Annotated in this window: 26 protein-coding genes; 20 read left to right on the top strand and 6 right to left on the bottom strand. The window is 41.8% G+C overall.

Annotated features, from left to right (window positions below; translation table 11 throughout):
• The first annotated feature begins 35 nt into the window (after positions 1-35).
• The 11 genes from xseA (at position 36) to ODU34_RS02195 (ending at position 9,152) form a co-directional block, all read left to right on the top strand.
• Positions 36-1,379 (top strand): exodeoxyribonuclease VII large subunit, encoded by a 1,344-nt coding sequence (xseA, locus tag ODU34_RS02245; protein ID WP_398578345.1) that lies wholly within the window; start codon positions 36-38, stop codon positions 1,377-1,379.
• Complete coding sequence (locus tag ODU34_RS02240; protein WP_002936269.1) at positions 1,354-1,569, top strand: exodeoxyribonuclease VII small subunit; 216 nt, start codon at positions 1,354-1,356, stop codon at positions 1,567-1,569. Before xseA ends, ODU34_RS02240 begins: the two co-directional genes overlap by 26 nt.
• Entirely contained in the window at positions 1,569-2,438 is an 870-nt protein-coding gene (locus ODU34_RS02235; protein WP_398578344.1) for a polyprenyl synthetase family protein, read from the top strand. The genes ODU34_RS02240 and ODU34_RS02235 overlap by 1 nt, the downstream gene beginning before the upstream one ends.
• Positions 2,431-3,252: a TlyA family RNA methyltransferase gene (locus ODU34_RS02230; protein ID WP_398578343.1), complete on the top strand. Its 822-nt coding sequence runs from the start codon at positions 2,431-2,433 to the stop codon at positions 3,250-3,252. Before ODU34_RS02235 ends, ODU34_RS02230 begins: the two co-directional genes overlap by 8 nt.
• Positions 3,245-3,670: an arginine repressor gene (locus ODU34_RS02225; RefSeq protein ID WP_002936261.1), complete on the top strand. Its 426-nt coding sequence runs from the start codon at positions 3,245-3,247 to the stop codon at positions 3,668-3,670. The genes ODU34_RS02230 and ODU34_RS02225 overlap by 8 nt, the downstream gene beginning before the upstream one ends.
• Before the next feature lie 2 nt (positions 3,671-3,672).
• Positions 3,673-5,334, top strand: coding sequence for a DNA repair protein RecN (gene recN / locus ODU34_RS02220; RefSeq protein ID WP_398578342.1), 1,662 nt, complete (start codon positions 3,673-3,675; stop codon positions 5,332-5,334).
• A 93-nt stretch (positions 5,335-5,427) separates the two neighbouring features.
• Positions 5,428-6,261 carry a DegV family protein gene (locus ODU34_RS02215; protein ID WP_398578341.1) on the top strand — a complete coding sequence of 278 codons (834 nt, stop codon included), beginning with the start codon at positions 5,428-5,430 and terminating at the stop codon, positions 6,259-6,261.
• The gene (locus ODU34_RS02210) at positions 6,254-7,087 is read left to right on the top strand and encodes an SGNH/GDSL hydrolase family protein (protein ID WP_398578340.1); all 834 of its coding nucleotides are present in this window, start codon (positions 6,254-6,256) and stop codon (positions 7,085-7,087) included. The genes ODU34_RS02215 and ODU34_RS02210 overlap by 8 nt, the downstream gene beginning before the upstream one ends.
• Entirely contained in the window at positions 7,059-7,655 is a 597-nt protein-coding gene (locus ODU34_RS02205; protein WP_024406376.1) for a YpmS family protein, read from the top strand. The genes ODU34_RS02210 and ODU34_RS02205 overlap by 29 nt, the downstream gene beginning before the upstream one ends.
• Before the next feature lie 89 nt (positions 7,656-7,744).
• Complete coding sequence (locus ODU34_RS02200; RefSeq protein WP_024385016.1) at positions 7,745-8,020, top strand: HU family DNA-binding protein; 276 nt, start codon at positions 7,745-7,747, stop codon at positions 8,018-8,020.
• 664 nt (positions 8,021-8,684) lie between these two features.
• Positions 8,685-9,152: a GNAT family N-acetyltransferase gene (locus ODU34_RS02195; protein ID WP_105179379.1), complete on the top strand. Its 468-nt coding sequence runs from the start codon at positions 8,685-8,687 to the stop codon at positions 9,150-9,152.
• Between the two features lie 20 nt (positions 9,153-9,172).
• On the opposite strand, the gene ODU34_RS02190 is transcribed toward ODU34_RS02195, so the two are convergent.
• The 3 genes from ODU34_RS02190 to ODU34_RS02180 all read right to left on the bottom strand — a co-directional run bounded on the left by ODU34_RS02190 (position 9,173) and on the right by ODU34_RS02180 (position 12,861).
• Entirely contained in the window at positions 9,173-10,432 is a 1,260-nt protein-coding gene (locus tag ODU34_RS02190; protein WP_105179378.1) for a hydroxymethylglutaryl-CoA reductase, degradative, read from the bottom strand.
• Positions 10,433-10,493: 61 nt separating this feature from the next.
• A complete protein-coding gene (locus tag ODU34_RS02185; protein WP_105179377.1) occupies positions 10,494-11,648 on the bottom strand; it encodes a hydroxymethylglutaryl-CoA synthase in 1,155 nt (384 codons plus the stop codon).
• Between the two features lie 28 nt (positions 11,649-11,676).
• A complete protein-coding gene (locus ODU34_RS02180) occupies positions 11,677-12,861 on the bottom strand; it encodes an acetyl-CoA C-acetyltransferase (protein WP_105179376.1) in 1,185 nt (394 codons plus the stop codon).
• 225 nt (positions 12,862-13,086) lie between these two features.
• Between ODU34_RS02180 and ODU34_RS02175 the strand changes: the two genes are divergently transcribed.
• The 3 genes from ODU34_RS02175 (at position 13,087) to ODU34_RS02165 (ending at position 15,956) form a co-directional block, all read left to right on the top strand.
• Positions 13,087-13,779 carry a phosphoglycerate mutase gene (locus ODU34_RS02175; protein ID WP_002936226.1) on the top strand — a complete coding sequence of 231 codons (693 nt, stop codon included), beginning with the start codon at positions 13,087-13,089 and terminating at the stop codon, positions 13,777-13,779.
• Between the two features lie 105 nt (positions 13,780-13,884).
• A complete protein-coding gene (locus tag ODU34_RS02170; RefSeq protein ID WP_105179375.1) occupies positions 13,885-14,268 on the top strand; it encodes a VOC family protein in 384 nt (127 codons plus the stop codon).
• Positions 14,269-14,558: 290 nt separating this feature from the next.
• Complete coding sequence (locus tag ODU34_RS02165; protein ID WP_105179374.1) at positions 14,559-15,956, top strand: polysaccharide deacetylase family protein; 1,398 nt, start codon at positions 14,559-14,561, stop codon at positions 15,954-15,956.
• A 66-nt stretch (positions 15,957-16,022) separates the two neighbouring features.
• On the opposite strand, the gene ODU34_RS02160 is transcribed toward ODU34_RS02165, so the two are convergent.
• Positions 16,023-17,105, bottom strand: coding sequence for a DEAD/DEAH box helicase (locus tag ODU34_RS02160; RefSeq protein WP_029186541.1), 1,083 nt, complete (start codon positions 17,103-17,105; stop codon positions 16,023-16,025).
• Positions 17,095-18,081: a Gfo/Idh/MocA family protein gene (locus ODU34_RS02155; protein ID WP_136647253.1), complete on the bottom strand. Its 987-nt coding sequence runs from the start codon at positions 18,079-18,081 to the stop codon at positions 17,095-17,097. Before ODU34_RS02155 ends, ODU34_RS02160 begins: the two co-directional genes overlap by 11 nt.
• Before the next feature lie 82 nt (positions 18,082-18,163).
• On the opposite strand from ODU34_RS02155, the gene udk reads away from it, so the two are divergent.
• The 6 genes from udk (at position 18,164) to ODU34_RS02125 (ending at position 22,304) form a co-directional block, all read left to right on the top strand.
• Positions 18,164-18,793, top strand: a complete 630-nt coding sequence (gene udk / locus ODU34_RS02150) for a uridine kinase (RefSeq protein ID WP_002936217.1) — start codon at positions 18,164-18,166, stop codon at positions 18,791-18,793.
• A gap of 1 nt (position 18,794) precedes the next feature.
• Positions 18,795-19,334: a PadR family transcriptional regulator gene (locus ODU34_RS02145; protein WP_024400271.1), complete on the top strand. Its 540-nt coding sequence runs from the start codon at positions 18,795-18,797 to the stop codon at positions 19,332-19,334.
• Positions 19,335-19,421: 87 nt separating this feature from the next.
• A complete protein-coding gene (locus tag ODU34_RS02140; protein ID WP_105116464.1) occupies positions 19,422-19,691 on the top strand; it encodes a DUF1294 domain-containing protein in 270 nt (89 codons plus the stop codon).
• 63 nt (positions 19,692-19,754) lie between these two features.
• Positions 19,755-20,252, top strand: coding sequence for a GAF domain-containing protein (locus ODU34_RS02135; RefSeq protein ID WP_044758508.1), 498 nt, complete (start codon positions 19,755-19,757; stop codon positions 20,250-20,252).
• Positions 20,252-21,919 (top strand): DNA polymerase III subunit gamma/tau, encoded by a 1,668-nt coding sequence (gene dnaX / locus ODU34_RS02130; protein ID WP_105179372.1) that lies wholly within the window; start codon positions 20,252-20,254, stop codon positions 21,917-21,919. Before ODU34_RS02135 ends, dnaX begins: the two co-directional genes overlap by 1 nt.
• A 196-nt stretch (positions 21,920-22,115) precedes the next feature.
• Complete coding sequence (locus ODU34_RS02125; protein ID WP_002936839.1) at positions 22,116-22,304, top strand: DUF3272 domain-containing protein; 189 nt, start codon at positions 22,116-22,118, stop codon at positions 22,302-22,304.
• Here ODU34_RS02125 and birA read toward each other — a convergent pair.
• Positions 22,270-23,226, bottom strand: a complete 957-nt coding sequence (gene birA / locus ODU34_RS02120; protein WP_105179371.1) for a bifunctional biotin--[acetyl-CoA-carboxylase] ligase/biotin operon repressor BirA — start codon at positions 23,224-23,226, stop codon at positions 22,270-22,272. The genes ODU34_RS02125 and birA overlap by 35 nt on opposite strands.
• Positions 23,227-23,277: the final 51 nt, after the last annotated feature.

The raw sequence follows: 23,277 nt of genomic DNA, 5'->3' as shown, positions 1-23,277 counted from the left end.
TATAATAGTAGGGATACAATATAGAAGGAGTGGACATGGTTGAATATTTATCGGTTAGTCATCTAACTAAGTATTTAAAATTAAAGTTTGACCGCGATCCGTATTTGGAAAAGGTGTATTTGACAGGTCAAGTGTCCAACTTCCGTAAACGCCCTAGCCATCAATATTTTTCGCTCAAGGATGACAAGGCGGTCATCCAAGCGACCATGTGGGCAGGCGTCTATAAGAATCTGGGCTTTGAGCTTGAAGAGGGAATGAAAATCAATGTCATCGGGCGCATTCAGCTCTATGAACCAAATGGTTCTTATTCCATTGTCATTGAAAAAGCTGAGCCAGATGGTATTGGAGCCTTGGCTATCAAGTTTGAACAGCTCAAACAAGCTCTGACCCAGGAAGGTTTATTTAAAGAAGAATTCAAACAGACCCTCCCTCGGTTTACCAAGAAAATCGGTGTCATTACCAGTCCGAGTGGAGCTGTTATTCAGGATATTATTACAACCGTTAGCCGACGTTTTCCAGGGGTAGAAATTATTCTCTATCCGACCAAGGTGCAAGGAGATGGTGCTGCTCAGGAGGTTGTTGCCAATATTCAAAGAGCCAATGAACGGGATGACTTAGATGTTCTCATCGTCGGTCGTGGTGGTGGTTCTATCGAAGACCTTTGGGCATTCAATGAGGAAATTGTGGTTCGGGCAATTTTTGAATCCAGAATTCCTATTATCTCAAGTGTTGGGCATGAAACCGATACAACCTTGGCTGATTTTGTAGCAGATAAACGAGCTGCTACCCCAACAGCTGCCGCAGAATTAGCCACACCTGTGACCAAGGCAGACTTACTGGGCTACCTCAATCAGCAGGAAAATAGAGCCTATCAGGCCATGACAAATCGTTTGAAATTCCTGAGAGGTCAGCTTGAAAAAATTAGCCAGTCAGTCATGTTCCGCCAGCCTGAACGCCTGTATGATGGTTATTTACAAAAATTAGACCGCTTGACCAATCAATTGCAGACACGGATGAAAGAACTCTACAGCCAGCAGAAACAGGCTAGTCTTCTACTACAGCAACGATTACAAGGTGTGCATCCAGGTCGTAAAGTAGAGAGTTTCCAAGAGAGAATTGTCCAGCAGGAACGACTCTTGAAGAGCAACATGGCCAATATCTATGATAATAAGATGGCCAAGGCGGATAAGCTGATTGAGGCCTTGACTATGCTGGATACCAGTCGCATCGTGGCCCGTGGCTACGCCATGATTCGTCAAGATGGTCGGGTGATTGATAGTGTAGAAAATGTACAGATGGGTGAAAACCTAACCATCCAGATGAAGGATGGTCAACTTGATGTGGAGGTAAAACATGTCCAAACAGACGAAAACATTTGAAGAAAACTTAGCTGAATTAGAAGGAATCGTAACCAAATTGGAGCGAGGCGATGTGGCTTTGGAAGAAGCACTTGCCGAGTTTCAAAAAGGAATGGTCCTATCGAAAGACCTACAAAAGACACTAGCAGAAGCTGAAAAGACCTTGGTCAAGGTCATGCAGGCGGATGGCAGTGAAGCGGAGATGGACTAATGGTTGCCAGTAAATTGCAGCGACTTGAGGAAGCCATGGCAGACTTTTACCAACCTCAGGTAGCAGAACGCCTCAACCAATCGGTTCTTTATTCGCTACAGGCTGGCGGGAAACGAATCCGTCCCTTGCTTTTATTGACCATCTTAGAGTCCTTTGGAGTGGAATTAAAACAAGCTCATTACCAAGTGGCAGCCTGTGTCGAGCTGATCCATACGGGAAGTTTGATTCACGATGACCTGCCTGCTATGGATAATGATGATTACCGTCGTGGTCGCTTGACCAACCACAAGGTTTACGATGAAGCAACAGCTATTTTAGCAGGGGACAGTCTCTTTCTAGATCCATTTGGTTTCCTAGCCCAAGTTGATTTACTAGCTGAGACCATCCTTGCTCTCGTGAGAGAGCTTTCCCAGGCATCTGGGACCTTTGGAATGGTTGCTGGTCAAGTATTGGATATGGCAGGCGAAGGGAAGGATTTGACCTTAGAGCAATTACAAGCCATTCATGCCAATAAGACAGGGAAATTATTGACCTTTCCCTTTGTAGCAGCAGGTTTGATTGCAGGACAATCGAATGCGGTAATCAACCATTTGCGACAAGCAGGTCAATTAGTTGGTCTAGCCTTTCAAGTTCGGGATGATATTTTGGATGTGACAGCCACTTTTGAGGAAATCGGAAAAACTCCCCAAAAAGATGTAATGGCAGAGAAGTCTACCTACCCTGCTCTGATGGGCTTGGAGGCCTCAAAAGTCTTTCTAGAAGATAGCTTGAATCAAGCAATCAACGAGCTAGATCAAGTGGCTAAACAAGTCCCATTTTCAACAGAAAAAATCAAAGAAATCATAGAAAGTTTACGAATCAATGGCTAAGGAAAGAGTAGATGTACTAGCTTATAAACAGGGGCTTTTCGAGACGCGGGAGCAGGCCAAGCGCGGTGTTATGGCGGGACTGGTTGTGTCGGTCATCAATGGCGAACGCTATGACAAACCCGGCGAGAAAATTGATGAGGGAATTGAACTCAAACTCAAGGGAGAAAAACTCAAGTATGTCAGCCGTGGTGGTCTCAAATTGGAGAAAGCCTTACAGGTTTTCCAATTATCAGTTGAGGGGCAAACAACGATTGATATTGGGGCATCAACAGGTGGATTTACGGATGTTATGTTGCAGGCTGGTGCCAAGCAGGTCTATGCTGTGGATGTAGGGACCAATCAACTCGCTTGGAAATTACGTCAGGATGAGCGTGTGATCAGCATGGAACAGTACAATTTCCGCTATGCTGAGTTGGGAGATTTCGAACTTGGTCAACCAAGTTTTGCGTCCATTGACGTCAGCTTTATCTCATTGAGTCTGATTTTACCAGCACTCCATCGTATTTTAGCGGAGGGCGGCCAGGTTGTTGCCCTTGTCAAACCCCAATTCGAAGCTGGACGTGAACAGATTGGGAAAAATGGCATTGTCAAAGATAAATCCGTTCACTTGAAAGTATTGGAAGAAGTGACAAAAATGGCCGTGGAAACAGGCTTCTCAGTCAAAGCCCTTGGCTTTTCCCCTGTTCAAGGCGGTCATGGCAATATCGAATTTTTAGCGCACTTAGAAAAATCAACACAACCAAACCAGATTGATAAAGAGGTCATAACAACTACAGTCTATCAAGCACATGAGGAATTTAAAAAGGATGAATAAACGAGAACGATTAGAAGTCATTAAAGATTTGGTAGTCCGATTTCCTATTGATACACAGGAAGAAATTGTTGAACGTCTAGAAGCAATGGGTGTCAATGCGACACAAGCAACGGTTTCACGTGATATCAAGGAACTTGGCATTATTAAGGTTCCATCAGCGGATAAGGGATATATTTACGGTTTACCAAAGGCAGGTCTTGTTAAGGTAAAATCGCAGAATGTTTTTGAAGTCTCAGTGATGGATAAAATGATTAATCTCCGTCTGGTACCCGGAAGTTCTGCTGTGGTAAAACGCCAGATTTTGGAACAATTTCAAGAACATGTTTTTTCAGTGATTGCTGATGATGACAGTATTCTGCTCATTGTTACAAACGAAGGTATTATTTCGCAAATCGAACAGACGGTTAGAGGGTGGTAGCCATGTTACTAGAAGTGTCCATTAAAAACTTCGCCATTATTGAGCAGGTATCACTGAATTTTGAAAACGGGATGACCATCCTATCTGGTGAAACAGGTGCAGGTAAATCCATTATCATTGATGCCATGAACCTGATGTTAGGGGCGCGTGCGACGACAGATGTTATCAGACACGGGGCCGCCAAGGCTGAGATTGAAGGGCTTTTTTCCTTTGAAAATAGCAGAGCTCTCGAGCAGATTTTGCTTGAACAGGGGATTGAAGTAGCTGACGAACTCATTATCCGCCGTGAAATCCTACAAAATGGCCGTTCGGTCAGCCGTGTCAATGGACAAATGGTCAATTTATCTGTCTTGAAACAGATTGGGCAATATTTAGTAGATATTCATGGTCAACATGACCAGGAAGAATTGATGAAATCCCAGCACCATATCCGTCTTTTGGACAGTTTCGGAGAAGATGAATTTTGGAGTCTTAAAGACCGTTATCAGACAACCTTTGATGCCTATCGTAGTCTTCGCAAACGAGTTCTTGAAAAGCAAAAAAATGAGCAAGAACACAAGGCGCGGATTGAGATGTTGGAATACCAAATTGCTGAAATCGAAGCAGCGGATTTGAAGTCTGGTGAAGATATTCAACTCAATCAGGAACGCGATAAACTGCTCAACCACAAACAAATTGCAGATACACTGACCAATGCCTATGCACTGTTAGACAATGAAGATTTTTCAAGCTTGAACAACCTACGCTCAGCTATGAGTGACTTGCAAAGTCTGGAAGAATTTGATTCAGACTACAAACAGCTCTCTTCTAGCCTGACAGAAGCTTATTATGTCGTTGAAGATGTGACCAAGCGTCTCAGCGATGTGGTCGATAATCTAGATTTTGACGGCAATCGTCTCTTGCAATTGGAAAGTCGTCTGGATTTGCTCAATACCATTACGAAGAAATATGGTGGAACTGTCGATGATGTTTTGGACTATTTTAGTAAAATCAGTGAAGAATACAATCTATTGACAGGCAATGATTTATCTGGTGATGATTTGGAAGTTCAGCTTAAGAACTTAGAGAAAGAATTGGTTGAACGAGCAGGTCAGCTCAGCGAATCACGCCATGAATTGGCTGTTGTTTTAGAAGATATTATTCGCCAAGAATTGCAAGACTTGTATATGGAGAAAGCTCGTTTCCAAGTTCGATTTATTAAAGGAAAATTTAATCGAGAAGGAAATGAAACAGTAGAATTTTACATCTCCACCAACCCAGGTGAAGACTTCAAGCCTCTGGTTAAGGTGGCTTCTGGAGGAGAACTGTCTCGGTTGATGTTGGCCATTAAGTCAGCCTTTGCCCGTAAAGAAGGTAAAACTTCCATTGTCTTTGATGAGGTGGATACAGGGGTGTCTGGACGTGTGGCCCAGGCAATTGCCCAGAAAATTTATAAAATCGGACAATATGGGCAAGTATTGGCGATTTCTCATCTACCACAAGTCATTGCTATTGCAGATTATCAGTTCTTTATTGAGAAAATATCCGACGAACATTCGACCGTTTCTCGTGTCCGTCTCTTGACCAAAGAAGAGCGTATTGAGGAAATTGCCAAGATGTTAGCCGGTGACAAAATCACAGATGCAGCCCGTAATCAAGCAAAAGAATTAGTAGAAAAAGGTTAGGCGACTAGCCTTTTTGCTTATGTCCAAAGTTTATTTTTTGGTCAAAATTTGTTATAATAGATGGCAAAATTGAAGAGAATTGTAGGATGAAATATGTCAAAGATTAAGATTGTTACGGATTCAAGTACGACTATCGAACCCAGTTTGGTCGAAGAATTGAATATAACAGTTGTTCCATTATCTGTAATGGTTGACGGAGTCGTATACTCTGACAACGATTTAAAAGAAGGAGAATTCTTGGAGCTCATGCGTGGGTCAAAAAACTTGCCAAAAACAAGTCAGCCCCCAGTAGGACTCTTTGCGGAAACTTTTGCTGAATTGGCTAAAGACGGCAGTCAGATTATTGCCATTCTCTTGTCGCATGCCTTGTCAGGGACAGTAGAAGCTGCTAGACAAGGAGCAACCCTTTCTGGTGCTGAGGTGACAATACTTGATTCAAGCTTTACAGATCAGGCTGAAAAATTCCAAGTTGTAGAAGCAGCACGCATGGCACAAGCTGGTGCCAGCAAAGAAGAGATCCTTGCAGCTATTGAAGCAGTCAGAGAAAAAACGGAATTATACATTGGTGTATCAACCCTAGAAAATCTAGTCAAGGGTGGTCGTATTGGACGTGTTCAAGGGATGTTGAGTAGCCTACTCAATATCCGTGTCATCATGGAAATGAAAGACCATCAGCTGACTCCGATTGTCAAGGGACGAGGCAATAAGACCTTTAAAAAATGGCTGGAAGAGTTCACGGCAACTCTAGCAGATAAAAAAGTAGCTGAGATTGGCATTTCCTATTCAGGAACGGCAGATTTTGCAAATGAAATGAAGAGTCAATTACAAGAGTACGTCTCAAAAGAAATTTCTGTCTTAGAGACAGGCTCCATTATTCAAACTCATACCGGTGAGGATGCCTGGGCTATTTTGATTCGTTATGAATAACAGGAAGTTGATTCAAGGCTTTGTTTTCTTTTTTCTGGCAATTTTAGGGTCGATTTTTCTATTTCATCAACTCATTCCTGTTGCCTCATCACGCATCTCCAGACAAGAGCTTACCGTATCAGAAAAAATCAGTTTTCGATATGTGGCACTTGGTGATTCTTTGACAGAAGGTGTTGGAGATACAACTGGACAGGGGGGCTTTGTTCCCTTGTTGGCTCAATCTCTAACTAACGATTATGGTTATGAAGTAGATTATAAAAATTTCGGAGTTTCTGGAAATACCAGTAATCAGATTCTTAAGCGAATGAAGGAAGATGGAGAGCTGATAAGCTACTTAAAAACAGCAGATCTGTTAACTCTGACAGTTGGTGGCAACGATTTGCGCAAGGCTATTATTAAAAACATTGCCAATCTCAAAGTTTCAACTTTTGATAAGCCCGCAAAAGATTACGGAAAACGATTGGATACAATTATTAAGACAGCGCGTAAGAATAATCCAAATCTTCCCATCTATGTTGTCGGGATTTACAATCCACTCTACCTCAATTTTCCTGAATTGACAGAGATGCAGACAATTGTTGATAATTGGAATACTATGACAGAACAGATAACTGAAAAATATCAACATGTCTATTTTGTTCCGATCAATGATTTGCTCTATAAAGGATTGGAAGGGGAGGCTGGTATTAGTCAAAATGGTAGCCAAATTACCAATAATTTACTGTATGAGGAAGACAGTTTCCATCCCAATAATACTGGATATGAGATTATGAAAAAAGCGATATTGGAGAGAATGAATGAGACCACGGAAAGCTGGGAACCTTAATATTTGGAAATGGCTATTTTTAGCCCAGTTGGCTTTGTTGATTGGTTGCGGAATAGTCCTCTATACACGGATTCAAACAGATAGAGAGGATTTAACAAAGCTCGTTCAGACTAGTACAGAAGATACCAAGGTTGGAACCTTCTCCACTAATAGGGAACAGCTCAACCAAACCCTCACTAACTATCTAAAAGATTATCAGACGGAAGAGTTTTCCTATCAATTATTCGTAACGAGTCAGCAAGTTGTTTTTGAAGGCAGCTATCAGATTTTTGGTGTGACTATCCCACTCTATATTTATTTTCAACCTAGCAAAATGGAAGATGGCAGTATTTTGTTACGGATAATAGAAATATCAGCTGGAAGTTTATCCTTGCCGAAAGCAGAGGTATTAGCCTATTTACAAAAAAATTATAAACTACCTGCCTTTGTAAAAATAGACTCAGAACAAGCGCAAGTACAGGTTCAACTGACAGAACTGAAGAACAAATTTGGTCTGTATGGAAAGGCGAATACGATTGATTTGTACAACGACCAATTCATTGTTGATATCTACAGAAAAAGACAGTAAAATAGCATTAAAAACTTGACCAAACGCCTAAAATTCGGTACTATATAGAAGTGAGTAATAACTCAGAAAATTATTGGAGGACTTAGCAAATGGCTAATAAACAAGATTTGATTGCAAAAGTTGCAGAAGCAACTTCATTGACTAAAAAAGACTCAGCAGCAGCTGTTGATGCAGTATTCGGAGCAGTAGCAGACTACCTTGCAGCTGGTGAAAAAGTACAATTGATCGGTTTCGGTAACTTTGAAGTTCGTGAGCGTTCAGCACGCAAAGGTCGCAACCCACAAACTGGTAAAGAAATCGAAATCGCAGCTTCAAAAGTTCCAGCATTCAAAGCTGGTAAAGCTCTTAAAGACGCTGTAAAATAATAAAAAGGTCCAGTGGACCTTTTTATCTTTTGCTTGAAAATGGGAGAGCAAAACTGGGGATAGACTGTTTTATCCCTCGCCTAGAAATAAAAGAGTGAGGAATAACGTGAAAAAAGCCCGTCATATCAAGTTTTCTAGCTTGTTAGACGGGCTTTTTCTGTGTTTTGGGGCTCCCAGAGTCAGGGAAGTGACTCTGGGAGGTTGGAAATGAAGCAAAAACATTTTGCGTCAAAGAGTCAGGGAAGTGACTCTGGGAGGTTGGAAATGAAGCAAAAACATTTTGCGTCAAAGAGGGAGAAGCTTTATACTCAATGAAAATCAACAGTAGCCTAGGAAACGAAGCCGAAGATAGAACTCTGTTACTTTCTTATTTCAAGGTAACAGGCTGAAAACCTCCACTGGAGCTTTTCACTCATCAAGGCTCTTGACAACGGATAATTTTGATTTTCGAAGAGTATTAGTAGTTTTCTACAGTACACATTCTCGTTTTAAGACAACAAAAAAACCAGCCTTGGCCAGCTGATTTTTTAGGAGATTTATGAAAAATTTTAGGATACACCTATAGTATACTCGAATTTTCAGATTCTTCATCGGTCTGTAGACCTATTTTGTTAAAAAATAAACATGTGTTATAATAGAAAAAATAAAAAAGGGAAGATTTTTTATGACAATCCGTAAAGCTAGACAATCTGATATTCCAGTTTTAAATGAATTGCTTCAAGATATTTTACAGGTGCATTACCAGGCACGACCAGATATTTTTAAAAGTGCAGGTCAAAAATTTTCTGAGGCTGAATTAGTAGCACTTTTGGAAAATCCAGATAAGCCTATTTTTGTATTTGAGCTAGAGGGACAAGTGGTTGGGCATCTTTTTTGTGAATTATCTACCGCAACAGGCGATGTTTTAGAACCAGTTAAAACCTTGTTTATTGATGATTTGTGTGTAGCCAATTCGGCGCGTGGTCAAAAAATTGGCGAGCAACTTTATGAATTTGCTCTTTCCTATGCCAAGGAGCAGGGTTGCCATAATCTTACCTTGGATGTATGGGCTGACAATGCAGGAGCTGTCTGTTTTTATGAACGCCAAGGAATGAAATCGCAAAAGTTCCGTATGGAGCAAATAATAAATTAAAAAAGAGGGAGTCCCTCTTTTTAATGTTCTCTCATTTTTGCTAATAAGTTTTGAGCAGTTTCTAGGTTGCTGTGCTTTTCTTTCCGCAGGAGTTGGGCTAGTTGGTCTACTTCATGCTCCTCGGCACCAGCAAGTAGCGCTAAGGATTTTGCCTGAAGCTTCATGTGACCAGCCTGAATCCCTGAAGTAACAAGAGCGCGCAGGGCAGCAAAGTTCTGACAGAGACCGACAGAAGCGATGATAGAAGCTAATTGGCGTGCCTTTGGTTGTTGGAGAAGGTCAAAAGCGACTGCTACCTTTGGATTGAGCCCGATAGAGCCACCGACGGAGGCAATCGGAAGAGGTAGGGTGATGGAGCCGACCAAGTACTCGCCATCAATGGACCAAGTAGAAAGCCCATTGTATTGTCCATCACGGCTGGCATAAGCATGGGCCCCGGCTTCGACTGCCCGCCAGTCATTTCCTGTAGCGATAACGACAGCATCTATACCATTAAAAATCCCTTTGTTATGTGTCGCAGCACGATAAGGGTCCACTTGTGCCAGTTTGCCTGCCAGGGCTATTTTTTGAGCAGTTTCTTGAGCAATGGCAGAGCTGGTAGCCAGACTAGAGATAGCAATACGGCATTGGGCGGTGACCAGTGACTCCGTTGCATAGTTGGAGAGGATTCCCATCAAAGCCTGTCCCTTGCTGAGCTCTTCTAAATCATCCTTAACAGCTTCTAACATGTTATTGAGGATATTGGCTCCCATGGCTTCTTGTACATCAACTTGAAGATAGACAATCAAAAACTCATCCTTACTCTCAACAGTCAATTCTCTTGCACCGCCCCCTCGTTTGACAATGGAAGGGTGTGCTTGATTGGCAGTTTCTAAAATACTCTCCTTCTGGTCAAGAATCGCCTGTGTCGCTCTGCTATGGTCCGAAATATCGTAGAGCGCAACTTGTCCAATCATGATACGGTTATGAATAGTCGTTGTAAAACCGCCAGATTTAGCGATGATTTTGGCTCCGAAAGACGCAGCTGCAACCACAGAAGGTTCTTCAGTAACCATCGGTACAGAATAAGTTTGTCCATCCACTAGAAGTTCTGGAAGTACAGAAAAAGGTAAGGAAAACGTTCCTAGATGATTTTCTGCCATCTTTCCCGCAATTGCTTCTGGCAGGTTTTCGTCTTTGTATAGAACGTCTAAGCTATCTTCGGATAGGGAACGATTCTGACGGAGAATATCAATGCGCTCTTGGCGTGATTTTTTATAAAATCCGGAAAAAGTTGACATAGTTTCCTCTTTCTATAGGAAAGCGCCCCTTGGTGAGAGCCAAAGGGCGCCGTTTTGGCTTCTATTTACGATAGATACGTTTGTGATTGTCCACTTTGATAAGGGCAAAGGGACTTTGGTCTTCTGGTAGGTCAAGGGATGAACCAGTTTCATCAAGGGTAATTTCTTCAAAGAAGACTTGTTCGTATTCCTTAACGCTGAGTTTTGTACGCTGATTGAGTTGTTCTAAACGATTTTCTTGTAAGTGGTCGCGATAACCTTCAACGAGTTGACCGCTGAAAATTTCACAGACAGCGCCGCTACCATAGCTATAAAAGAGGATTTGATCCCCTGTCTCTAAAGCTCTGCTATTTTCCAAAAGGGAAAGGAGTGAGAGGAAGATAGAGCCAGTGTAGATGTTGCCGACAACCTTATTATAGACGATTGCTTCTTGGAAACGCTCTGTCAAACGTTCCAATGTTTCTGCGTCCTGAGTGATAGCTTGTAATCCTTTAAGACCTTGCTTGGAGAAAGGAATGTGTAAGCACATGGCAGCAAAATCGTTGAGGGTTTTGCCTGTTTTTTGTTGATAGTAGTCAAAAGTTGTTGTCAAGCAATCGGTGTACTGTTCAGTTGAAAATTTACCATCAACACGTGGATATTTGTCGTAGTTAGGACGCCAGAAGTCGTAGATGTCACGTGTCTGGCAGACATTATCATTGTTGAGGACCAAAATTCGTGGGTTTGCGGTTACCAACATGGCAACTGCACCAGCACCTTGGGTAGGTTCACCGCCAGAAGCGACTCCATACTTTGCAATATCACTAGCAATGACTAGGACTTTTGATTCTGGGAATTGAGCGATATGGCTTTTGGCAAGACTTAGTCCAGCCGTTGCACCGTAACAAGCCTCCTTCATCTCGATGGAGCGAGCGAAGGGCTGAATACCGAGTAATCCATGAATGGTGACGGCAGCTGCCTTACTTTGATCTACGCTAGATTCTGTACCGACAATAACCATGTCAATAGTTTGTTTATCTTCTTCTGTCAGAATGGCTTCGGCAGCCTTTGCCCCAAGACTGATAATATCTTGAGTTACAGGAGCTACAGCCATTTCAGACTGAAGAAGACCAATCTTAAATTTATTTGGGTCCACATTGCGGGCTTGGGCTAAATCAGCCAAATCTAAAACATAATCGGGTGCCACAAATCCGATTTTATCAATACCGATGTTCATAATATATCCTTTGTGTACAAATGATAGGTTAACTTGTTTGCGCATTGGAAACGATTAGGGAGATACCTTGACCGCCTCCGATACAAAGTGAGCAAAGACCAAGCTCTTTTTCTTGCTTGATTAATTCGTGAATCAGAGTGACTAGGATTCGACTACCACTAGCTCCGATTGGATGTCCAAGGGCGATAGCACCACCATTGACATTGACTTTTGCAGGATTAATGCCGAGTTGTTTGACAACTGGAATTGATTGGGCTGCGAAAGCTTCGTTGAGTTCAAATAAGTCAATATCTTCGACGGATTTGTCGATTTTTTCAAGGGCTTTTTGACTAGCTGTTATAGGACTTAACCCCATATAGGCAGGATCTAAACCGCTTGTTGCATAGGCCTCAATATAGGCGAGTGGCTGGATATTTAGCTCACTGGCTTTTTCATCAGACATGAGTACCAAGACAGCACAGCCGTCGTTGATGCCAGAAGCATTGGCTGCGGTGACGGTTCCATCTTTTTTGAAAGCTGGACGGAGTGTTGCCAATTTTTCAATTGGCGTCAGACGAGGATACTCATCTGTGGCAAAAATAGTTTCACCTTTCCGATTTTTTAGTCTAATAGGAACAATTTCGTCAACAAATCTTCCCTCAGCAATAGCTTTTGCAGCCTTCTCTTGGCTACTGTGTGCAAAAGCATCTTGCTCTGCGCGACTGACTTGATAGCGTTCAGCAACATTTTCTGCAGTAATGCCCATGTGATAGTCGTTGAAGGCATCTGTCAAACCATCTGTTAACATGGAATCTTCCAGACTAATATGCCCTAATTTACTACCGAACCGGCTAGTTTTGGATAGATAAGGTGCCTGGCTCATGATTTCAATGCCTCCAGCCACAACTACATCATTGTCACCGAGAAGGATTGATTGTGTGGCAAGAAGGACTGATTTGAGACCAGAACCACAGACTTTATTGACTGCATAGGCAGAGGCTGTCTGAGGAATGCCTGCACGAATAGCAATTTGACGTGCAATATTTTGTCCTTGTCCTGCTGAAAGAACATTTCCGAAGATAACTTCATCAACGCTATCTGCAGGGATGTTTTTATTAGCTAAGGCTGTTTCGAGGACTTGCGCCCCTAAATCAGCGATTTCAATATCTTTCAGACTACCTCCGAAACTGCCGATGGCAGAACGATAGGCAGACACGATAGCTACTTTTTTCATGATAACTCCTATAGTGGTATCGTTTTGAACTGTCGTGTTCAGCCTTACTATTATACCATTATTTTGTCTTTTTTCTAAGAAGAAAGATAGGTCTAGAGACTGAATTTACATGAAAGAGTAATGAAAGCGTACACAGATTGTGGAAAGGCTGGCATTTTTTTATCTTTTCGTGTAAAATAGAGAAGTATAAGAGGGGAACCTCAAAATTTAAAGGAGAATCCATAAATGGTAAAATTGGTTTTTGCTCGCCATGGTGAGTCTGAATGGAACAAAGCTAACCTTTTCACTGGTTGGGCTGATGTTGATTTGTCTGAAAAAGGTACACAACAAGCAATCGATGCAGGTAAATTGATCAAAGAAGCAGGTATCGAATTTGACCTTGCTTTCACATCTGTATTGAAACGTGCTATCAAGACTACAAACTTGGCTCTTGAAGCTGCAGATCAATTGTGGGTACCAGTTGAAAAATCATGGCGTTTGAACGAACGTCACTACGGTGGTTTGACTGGCTTGAACAAAGCTGAAGCAGCTGCTGAATTTGGTGATGAGCAAGTTCACATCTGGCGTCGTTCTTATGATACTTTGCCACCAGAAATGGCTAAAGATCATGAGCATTCAGCACACACTGACCGTCGCTATGCACACCTTGATGATTCAGTTATTCCAGATGCAGAAAACTTGAAAGTAACGCTTGAGCGTGCCCTTCCATTCTGGGAAGATAAAATTGCTCCAGCATTGAAAGACGGTAAAAACGTATTCGTAGGTGCACACGGTAACTCAATCCGTGCCCTTGTAAAACACATCAAACAATTGTCTGATGACGAAATCATGGATGTGGAAATTCCAAACTTCCCACCACTTGTATTCGAATTGGATGAAAACTTGAATATTGTGAAAGAGTACTACTTGGAAGCATAATTCATTTAAGGCCTGAGTTCGCTCAGGCTTTTTTAGTTTTGAATATCGGATTTTTCATAGAGAATATGGTATACTGGTGGTATTAAAAGGTAGGAGGAGTTTATTATGGCAAGTAAAAAAATGCTACATGCATGTTTGCGTGTTGAAAACTTAGAAGCATCTCAAAAATTTTATGAAGAAGCATTTGGATTTAAGGAAACCCGTCGCAAGGATTATCCAGAGCACAAGTTTACCTTGGTTTACTTAGCACTTGAAGGAGATGACTTTGAGATTGAATTGACCTATAACTACAATCATGGTCCCTATATCGTAGGCGACGGTTTCTCGCATCTAGCTCTTTCTTCAGATGATTTAGAAGGGGACAATGCGAAACACAAAGCATTGGGCTATCCAACGACAGATATAAAAGGCTTGCCAGGAAGTCCAGGTCGTTATTATTTTGTGACAGATCCAGATGGCTACCGTGTGGAAGTTATTCGTGCAGATTAATTTAGAAAAGATTGCCTAGGCAGTCTTTTTCTTTTCAAAAAAATCAGAAAATGGCAGGAGGGAGAGCATTAGGAAGCAAATCAATTATTTATACTCAATGAAAATCAAAAGTAGCCTAGGAAACGAAGCCGAAGATAGAACTGGAGTTCATCAAGGCAAGTTGACAACGGATAATTTTGATTTTCGAAGAGTATTACCTAATCTTTTTATGAGTTTTTATAGAACTGTCTTGACAAGAGCTTTTAAATGATTTAGCATAGTTTATATATGTTTTGAATGGGAGGTTGGAGATGAAAAAAGTTAGTTTTTGGTTGGGAATCAACATCGCCTTGCTCGGAATGATGGTAAGTTTGGCTTTATGGTTATTTGCAGAACTTCAAGAAAGACAAGTTAGTCAGTTTATCGAGGAAAAACAACAAACCATCCTCGCTAAAGGCAAGGGCAAAATTCAAGAGGGAAATATTGATACGACCCATGTTGTGGCTGCCTTACCTACAGATGATGCAGGTCAAGTCTTAGGACCTGTAGAAAGTCGAATGATTTCTTATGTTCAAAGACGCTTTGGTCATAAAAAACCAGCAGGAAAAATTCAAAAACTGGTCTTTGTTTCGTCAATAGAGGGAAAAACGAATTTTAAAAATGTAACAGCTCGTGAAATTCAAGCGGAGCACTATAAAGTAGACAACTTGCAAATTAAAAAGCAGGATAAACTCCCGTCTGAGCGTGTGTTGTTGACGCAGGACAATGAATTGTTTACCCTGGAAGATTTATTACCTAATTTATCCTCTGCAGCAAGTATTATTGTTGATCATCTAAGAGACGCCTTATTTGCTCAAGGTATGGAAAAGACTGATGTAGAAGCGATTGTCAAAAAGTTTGAAACACTAGACTTAAATGCTATCTCCTTTAGTTATGGAGACAGCCAATTAACCTTACAATTACCAGATGGTTACGGCATCAACCAGTTGGTTCTACCAATTTCAGATTTGTACCCAGTAGTGAAGAGTGATTACCTAGTAGATGCTGATAAGGTTGGCTATGATGAGTATATGGCTGCACAAGTTGTGGATAAGAAACATTTGAGACAGGTAGCTCTAACCTTTGATGATGGACCAAATCCGAATACGACACCGGTAGTTTTAGATTTACTGAAAAAATATAATGCCAAAGCAACTTTCTTTGTTGTTGGTAAGGCTGTAGCTGGGAATGAAGCTATTCTCCGTAGAATGGTAGCGGAAGGGCACGTCATCGCTAACCATACGTGGAATCATCCTAATCTAGTCACTATTTCTGGGGAGCAAGTACAGAGAGAAATTCAAGATACACAGGCAGCTATTGCTGAAGCTACAGGTATTGTACCAACAATGGTTCGCCCTCCGTATGGTTCGGTTAACCAGGCTGTTGTCAATCAGATGGGACTTCCATCGATTTATTGGTCGGTCGATTCTAAAGATTGGAAGAGTCGCAATCCCCAAGCCATTTTGAAAGAAATAAAAGAACAGACTTGTCCAGGAAGTATTATCCTAATGCATGATATTCATCAGTCAACAGTTGATAGCCTCGAGTCTGTATTGCAATACTTAACAGGTGAGGGCTACAATATGGTTACTGTAACAGACTTACTCGCCAGTCCTCTCAATCCTCAATTAATCTATTATTCACAAGAATTATCTGGTCCAGCCCGGTAAGAATGATAAAAGGCTTAGAATCATGTTAGTAGAAACACTGGTTCTAAGCCTTTTGTATATTGTTCATTATATTTTGTAGAGCTCTTGATTTTTGAGAATGACTTCTTGGACGGAGGCATACTTTTTCAATTGTTTTAATTCGCTAGGACTAGATACTAGGGTAATGACAAGTCCCTCCTTGCCCATGCGTCCAGTACGTCCAGAACGATGAGTGTAGGCTTCTTGGTCAAAAGGAACTTCAAAGTTGAGGACACATTCTAAGTTATCAATATCAATACCACGTGCGACCATATCTGTAGCAAGTAGAAGATTGAGTTCGTGATTTTTGAAACGTTCGATGATGACCTTGCGGAATTTTACGTTGACATCCGAAGCCAATGAAACTGCATTCACACCATTATAGAGTAGTTTATCTTCGCTTGCACCAAGGTCTGATAGGCTGTTAAAAAACGCAAGAGCACGAAAATCAGGGATATTGGCAAACTTACGTAGAGTTTCCAAACGTTCACGCTTATCTACCATCATATAGCAATGCTGGATATTATCCAATTTCTGCTCAGATAAATCAATGCTTTCAATGTCTTCAGCAATTTTTTGACGGTCAAATTTAGCTGTTGCACTCATGTAGATTAACTGGTGGTCACGAGGTACGTAGTTGATAATCTTTTCGACAAACTGATATTGAGAATCGGAGAATAGCTGATCAAATTCATCTAGGATGATGGTGTTAATATTCATCATCTTGATTTTTTTCAATTTAATCAACTCGAAAATACGACCAGGTGTTCCAATCAGGATTTCTGGTCCTTTTTTTAGTCGCTCAATCTGGCGTTTTTGACTGGAACCAGATAAGAATAGTTGAGCAGTCAGCCCAATTGTCTCCGACCAAGTCTTACAAACCTCAAATATTTGGCCAGCCAGCTCTGTATTTGGTGCGAGGATGAGCAATTGTTGGGCTTTTTTAGGAGTTAGGGCTAATAGGCTAGGCCAGAGGTAGGCAAGGGTTTTTCCTGTGCCTGTTGGGCTGATAGCTAGAAGGGACTTGCCGTTTGCAATAGGCTCAAAGGCCTGGACTTGGATAGGAGTAAAGTCCTCAAAGCCAAGTAGGGTAAGCTGGTCCGTCCAGCTGGAGGGAAATTTAGATTTCATTGTTATCCGCCTTAAAGATTATTCCTGCGTCTTGACGCATGGTGTAAAGTGTTTGATGGACGCTTTCTGCCACAGCCAACCACTGGTCCACAAGCTCGCGGTTTTGTTGCTTGATTGCCTGTGCAATTTCTAGCGCTTCTTCGAGCATAGGGTGCTGGGCCGCTTGGATTGGTAAAACAATTTGCTCTCCGTCATGTTTTGTGAAAATAGCAGAGCTGATATGCTGACATGCGTTGAGTGTTAGTGTTCCATCATTTGTATAGATTTCGCTTGCTAGATTGCTCGTAATATTTTTTCCTGCCTGAATGTGGACGATATAGTTGTCATAAATGAGTTGTCCCGAACCATTTAAGTCAATACTAGAAGGTAGCTGTTGCGCTACATAGCGGGCCGTTCTGGGAGTTCCCAAAATACCGATAGCGGCGTAGAGCGTATAGACACCTAGATCCATGAGAGCACCACCGGAAAAATCAGTTGAAAAGATATTTGGTATTTGCCCAGCCAACAATTCAGGCATCTTAGAAGAATACTTGGCATACCCAAATGAACCACCTAAAATCGTTTTATCCGTCAAAAATTCACGGATAATGGTTTGAGCTTGCTCGTGATAGTTTCGAGTAGCCTCAAAGAGGAAAACATTATTTTCTTGGGCAACGCGACGCAATTGTCCTAATTCCTGAGGTGTAGAAACCATGGGTTTCTCAACAATAGCATGTTTACCAGCAGCTAGAACCGCTTTTGCCTGTTCAAAGTGCAGGGCATTTGGACTGGCAATATAGACAACATCAATGGGAGCAGAAAGAAATTTTACCCATTCTGTGTATAAATCGACTCCTTCATACTGCTCTGAAAAGGCAGCAGCAGTTTCTAGTTTACGGGAGAAAACAGCCTGTAGCTGATAATGTCCACTTAAATGGGCCGCCTCTATAAAACGATGAGAGATGTCTGAGGTGCCAACAATACCAAAATTAAGCATAAATTCTCATTTCTTTTGTGTTATCCTTTTCATTATACCATGTTTCATGGTAAAATAGTATTGAAAATAGAAGGAGATGATGATGACTCAGAAACCCATTATTATTGGCGTAACCGGCGGATCTGGGGGTGGCAAGACAAGTGTGTCACGTGCCATTCTGGATAATTTCCCAAATGCTCGTATATCTATGATTGAACACGATTCTTATTATAAGAATCAGTCCCACCTGACCTTTGAAGAACGGATACTGACCAATTATGACCATCCACTGGCTTTTGATACGGATTTGATGATTTACCATATCAGTGAGCTATTAGCAGGACGTTCAGTGGATATTCCGATTTATGATTACACTCAGCACACACGTTCAGAGAAGACCTATCGTCAGGAACCACAGGATGTATTTATTGTGGAAGGTATTTTAGTATTGGAAGACAAACGGTTGCGGGATTTAATGGATATTAAGATATTCGTTGATACTGATGACGATATTCGTATCATTCGCCGCATTAAGAGAGACATGGAAGAGCGTGGCCGTAGCTTAGATAGTATCATTGAGCAGTACACCTCGGTGGTGAAACCAATGTATCACCAGTTTATCGAGCCAACCAAGCGCTATGCAGATATCGTCATTCCTGAAGGCGTCAGCAACGTTGTAGCCATCGACTTGATTAACACCAAGGTGGAGAGTATATTAAGAGAGCGTGGTTAAGATGCCCAAGCAAAGAATATTACCTCATATCATATTAGGGATTATGGGTGCTAGCGGTCAGATGGTAACTGGCAAACAGATTACCGACTATGTTCAACGTGATTTAGGCGAATTTTGGCAGGTTGCCCATAGCCAAGTCTATCCAGAATTAAAACGTATGACCAAGGAAGAATTGATTACTTGTCATGCAGTACCTGGAAATGAAAAGGAAAAGCAGTATGCGATGACGGCTACTGGTCGTCAGATTTTAGACGAATGGCTATCCATTCCAAATGAAGAAACGCCTCAGCAAAAAGACTTGTTTTCAATCAAGATGTTTTTTATCCGTGAAAAGGATGACCCACGGATTCCTGGTTTGTTGCAGAGTCAAATTGAACTAGTCACCAAGCACTTAAAACACCTAGACAGTCGTAAAGTTGAGCTGTTCTCAACCAAGGAAAGTATCCAAGACAATTATGGACACTATTTGATTTTGACACGTGCTATTGAACGCAACCGTGCCCAGCTCAAATGGTTAGAGGATACACTGGCAGAAATGTAACGATTCGGATTTCCGAATCGTTTTTCCTTGTGTCCTGTTTTGGATTATGTTAGAGTAAGAAGAAATGTGACTTAATTGGAGGAATGTATGTCAATCAAACAGATGGTTAGTATGGCGCTAGTAGTTTGGAATTTCGTTGTATTCATTACCTATGGTATGGATAAAGGAAAGGCAAGAAAGAACGCCTATCGGATTTCAGAAAAGACCTTATTACTCATGTCCTATTTTGGTGGCGGGCTGGGTGCCTGGGCAGGTGGAACCCATTTTCGGCATAAGACACAGAAAAAGTATTTTCAACTAGCCTGGGCTATAGGGGTATTGATTGATGCAGTGATTATGTACTGGATGTGGAAATAGGCGCAAGCCTTTTCTTTATCGCTCGGACTATAAAAGTCGGCTTAACTATGCTATAATGTTCCTATGACAAAACAAGAAAAAATTTCAAATTATCAACTATTATTGGCTCAATTGGAAGCTCTTCTTGATGGTGAAACCAATGCTTTAGCCAATCTATCAAATGCTTCTGCTTTGCTCAATCAAGCTCTACCAAACTCTGTCTTTACAGGATTTTACTTATATGATGGTCAAGAATTGATTTTGGGGCCTTTTCAGGGTGGCGTTTCCTGTGTTCATATTGCACTTGGAAAGGGTGTCTGCGGTGAGGCTGCAGCTAAGCGCCAGACTATTCTCGTAGACGATGTTCGTCTACATGATAACTATATTTCCTGCGATGCGACAGCCCTATCAGAAATCGTTGTGCCAATGGTGAAAAACGACCAGTTGCTGGGCGTTTTGGACTTGGATTCGAGATTGGTAGCTGATTATGATACGATTGACCAAGACTATCTAGAAAAGTTCGTTGCTCTCTTGGTTGAGAAGACGGACTGGAATTTTGCTATGTTTGGAGAAAAACGCTAATGTACCAAGCTTTATATAGGAAGTACCGAAGCCAGACCTTTGGGGAGATGGTGGGGCAGGAGGTGGTTGCGACCACACTCAAACAGGCCATTGAACAGGGGAAAATCAGTCATGCCTATCTCTTTTCAGGTCCTCGTGGTACGGGTAAGACATCGGCAGCTAAGATTTTTGCCAAGGCCATGAACTGTCCTAATCAGGTTGGAGGCGAGCCTTGTAACGATTGTTATATCTGTCAGGCTATTACGGAAGGTAGCCTGGAAGATGTGATTGAGATTGATGCTGCTTCCAACAATGGTGTGGATGAGATTCGTGATATTCGTGATAAATCGACCTATGCACCTAGTCTTGCGACCTATAAGGTCTATATCATCGACGAGGTCCACATGCTGTCTACTGGTGCCTTCAACGCCCTCTTGAAGACCTTGGAAGAGCCGACTGAAAATGTGGTCTTTATTCTAGCAACGACGGAATTGCACAAAATTCCTGCCACCATTCTGTCAAGGGTGCAACGATTTGAATTTAAGTCCATCAAGGTGACGGACATTCAGGAGCACTTGGCTGCAATTTTGACCAAGGAAGGGGTAATCTTTGACGAGCAGGCTCTGACAATCATTGCGCGTCGGGCAGAAGGGGGGATGCGGGATGCCCTATCTATTTTGGATCAGGCTCTCAGCCTTAGTCAGGACCAGCAAGTGACCTTGGAAATTGCTGAGGAAATTACGGGTTCTATCAGCTTACGTGCCTTGGATGACTATGTGGCAAGTCTGCGTCAAGGGGATAGTGTCACAGCTCTCCAGCATCTACAAACCTTGTTTGACCAAGGAAAGAGTATGAGCCGTTTTGCGACAGATCTTTTGCACTATTTGAGAGATGTCCTTATCGTGCAGACGGGTGGTGAGGATACGCATTTAACAACAGGTTTTACGGAAAATCTAGCACTGGCTCAGGATCGGATTTTTACCATGATTGAGTTGGTGACCAGGGGTTTGGCGGACATCAAGTCCAGTCCACAACCGAAGATTTACGCTGAAATGATGACCATTCGTTTGGCTGAAGATAGTTCTCCTTCGGGGGCAATGGCAGAGCTGCCAGCTGATTTGCTGGGGCAAGTAGCCAGTCTGCAACAACAAGTTGCGGATTTACAGAAACAACTAGGTCAATTATCTAGTCAACCAAGTGCTGTTAAGCCAGTTTCACGCAAGCCGCAGGCTCCGAAGAAGTACCGATTGGATACCAGCAAGGTTCATGCTATTTTGCAGGAAGCTATGGAAAATCCAACCTTGGCGCGTGAAAATTTGACTCGCTTGCAGAATGCTTGGGGAGAAATTATTGAGAGTTTATCAGGAGCAGATCGTGCCTTGCTTGTTGGTTCTCAACCAGTCGCTGCAAATGAAAATCATGCGATTCTAGCCTTTGATTCTCCGCTTAATGCTGAACAGACTATGAAGCGTGACAATCTCAATACCATGTTTGGAAATATTCTCAGCAAGGCCGCAGGTTTTTCGCCACAGATTTTAGCTATTGCTCAGGAAGATTGGGTAAGTATTCGTGCTGAATTTTCGGCTAAGGCAAAAGGGCAAAAGACACAAGAAATCGAAAAAGAAGCCAGTCCAGTCCCAGAAGAATTTGGCTTTCTAGCGGACTCAGTAGAGATTTTGAATGATTAAAAAATATCAGCCCTAAGACTGATGAATAGTTTTGATAGATATTTTATACTATATTCAATCCTAAATATTTTTCATATCTCCTTAAGAAACACTGACTGATTAGTTGGTGTTTTCTTGTTTAGAAAAGAATCGAAACCTATCAAGAAAGCATATAAAAATTCAGCCAGTTGACTGAATTTTTGGTATAATCTATTTTATGAAACTTCCACAATTTCTTTTTTTAGCCATTACAACTATTTTAGCTGTTTATTTTATGAATGCATCGATTTTGACAGGAGATTTCTTGATTGCAGGTATCTACGCCTTTATCGCCTATCGGAATCTTCATTTTGCTTACAAGGTGACTAAATTTATTCGTTTGGTGGAGAAGCAGACCAAGAAGTAAGGCTGATTTCTCCGCTGGAGATAATTTTTGCTTTGCCGTTATCTAACTGGATAACCAGGTTTCCTGTATCAGTAACAGCGATGGCAGTACCCTTAAATTCAACTTGATTTTCTACAAAGCTCACTTGTTGGCCAACGACAAGTGATTTTTCTTTGTAAAGGGCAATTAGTTCCTTCTCATCGGTTTCTAAGAAGGCTTTCCAGATGGCAGTAATGAGTTGGTTGCGGGTAAATGGTGGTTGTTCCTCGAAAAGATTTCCGGCAGATTGTTGTAATTCCTTAGGGAAATCGTCTATGCGGACATTGATGCCGACACCGATAATGACATCGGTTACCCGTTGGTTTTCCATAGAAGAGATAGCCTCAGTGAGGATGCCAGCGACCTTTTTGTGTCCGAGATAGATGTCATTGACCCACTTGATTTGGACGTCCAAGTCGCAAAGAGATTGAATGGCCTTCACAACAGCAGCTGCGGCTAAAATGGTGTAGGGCTTAAATTCTAGAAATGGAACATTGGGAGAGAGACGAAGCGACATATAAATGCCACCTGACTTGGAGGCATAAAAGGGTCTCCCAAATCGCCCCTTGGCTTTATTCTGATAGGGAGCTAGATATAGGGCAGGACTAGTATGACCTGCTTCGATACCTTGCTTGGCATCTAGCTGGGTGGAGTCGCTATCCATATTCAGATGGACAGGTAGTTGAAGCTCCTGAGAGATTAATTCGGGTAGGAGTAAATCGCCTTCAGCTAATCTATAGCCACGATTACGGGCAGCCTCAATAGTTAAACCATGCGTTTCTAACTGGCGAATGGCCTTCCAAATGGATGTCCGTGAAATACCCAATTCCTGTGCCAAATCTTCTCCGCTGACATAATCCTCTCTCTCTTTTAAAAGGAGATATATTTTCTGATAGGTTTTCATACCTTCATTATAGCAAAAAATTCACCTAAAACGTGATATAATAGTTTCAAA

The sequence above is a fragment of the Streptococcus sp. 2018WUSS126 genome (assembly GCF_044427425.1).
In the GTDB taxonomy this organism is placed as follows: domain Bacteria; phylum Bacillota; class Bacilli; order Lactobacillales; family Streptococcaceae; genus Streptococcus; species Streptococcus hashimotonensis.
The sequence above is the reverse complement of the archived record's forward strand: the minus strand, read 5'-3'. Positions and strand labels throughout refer to the sequence as shown.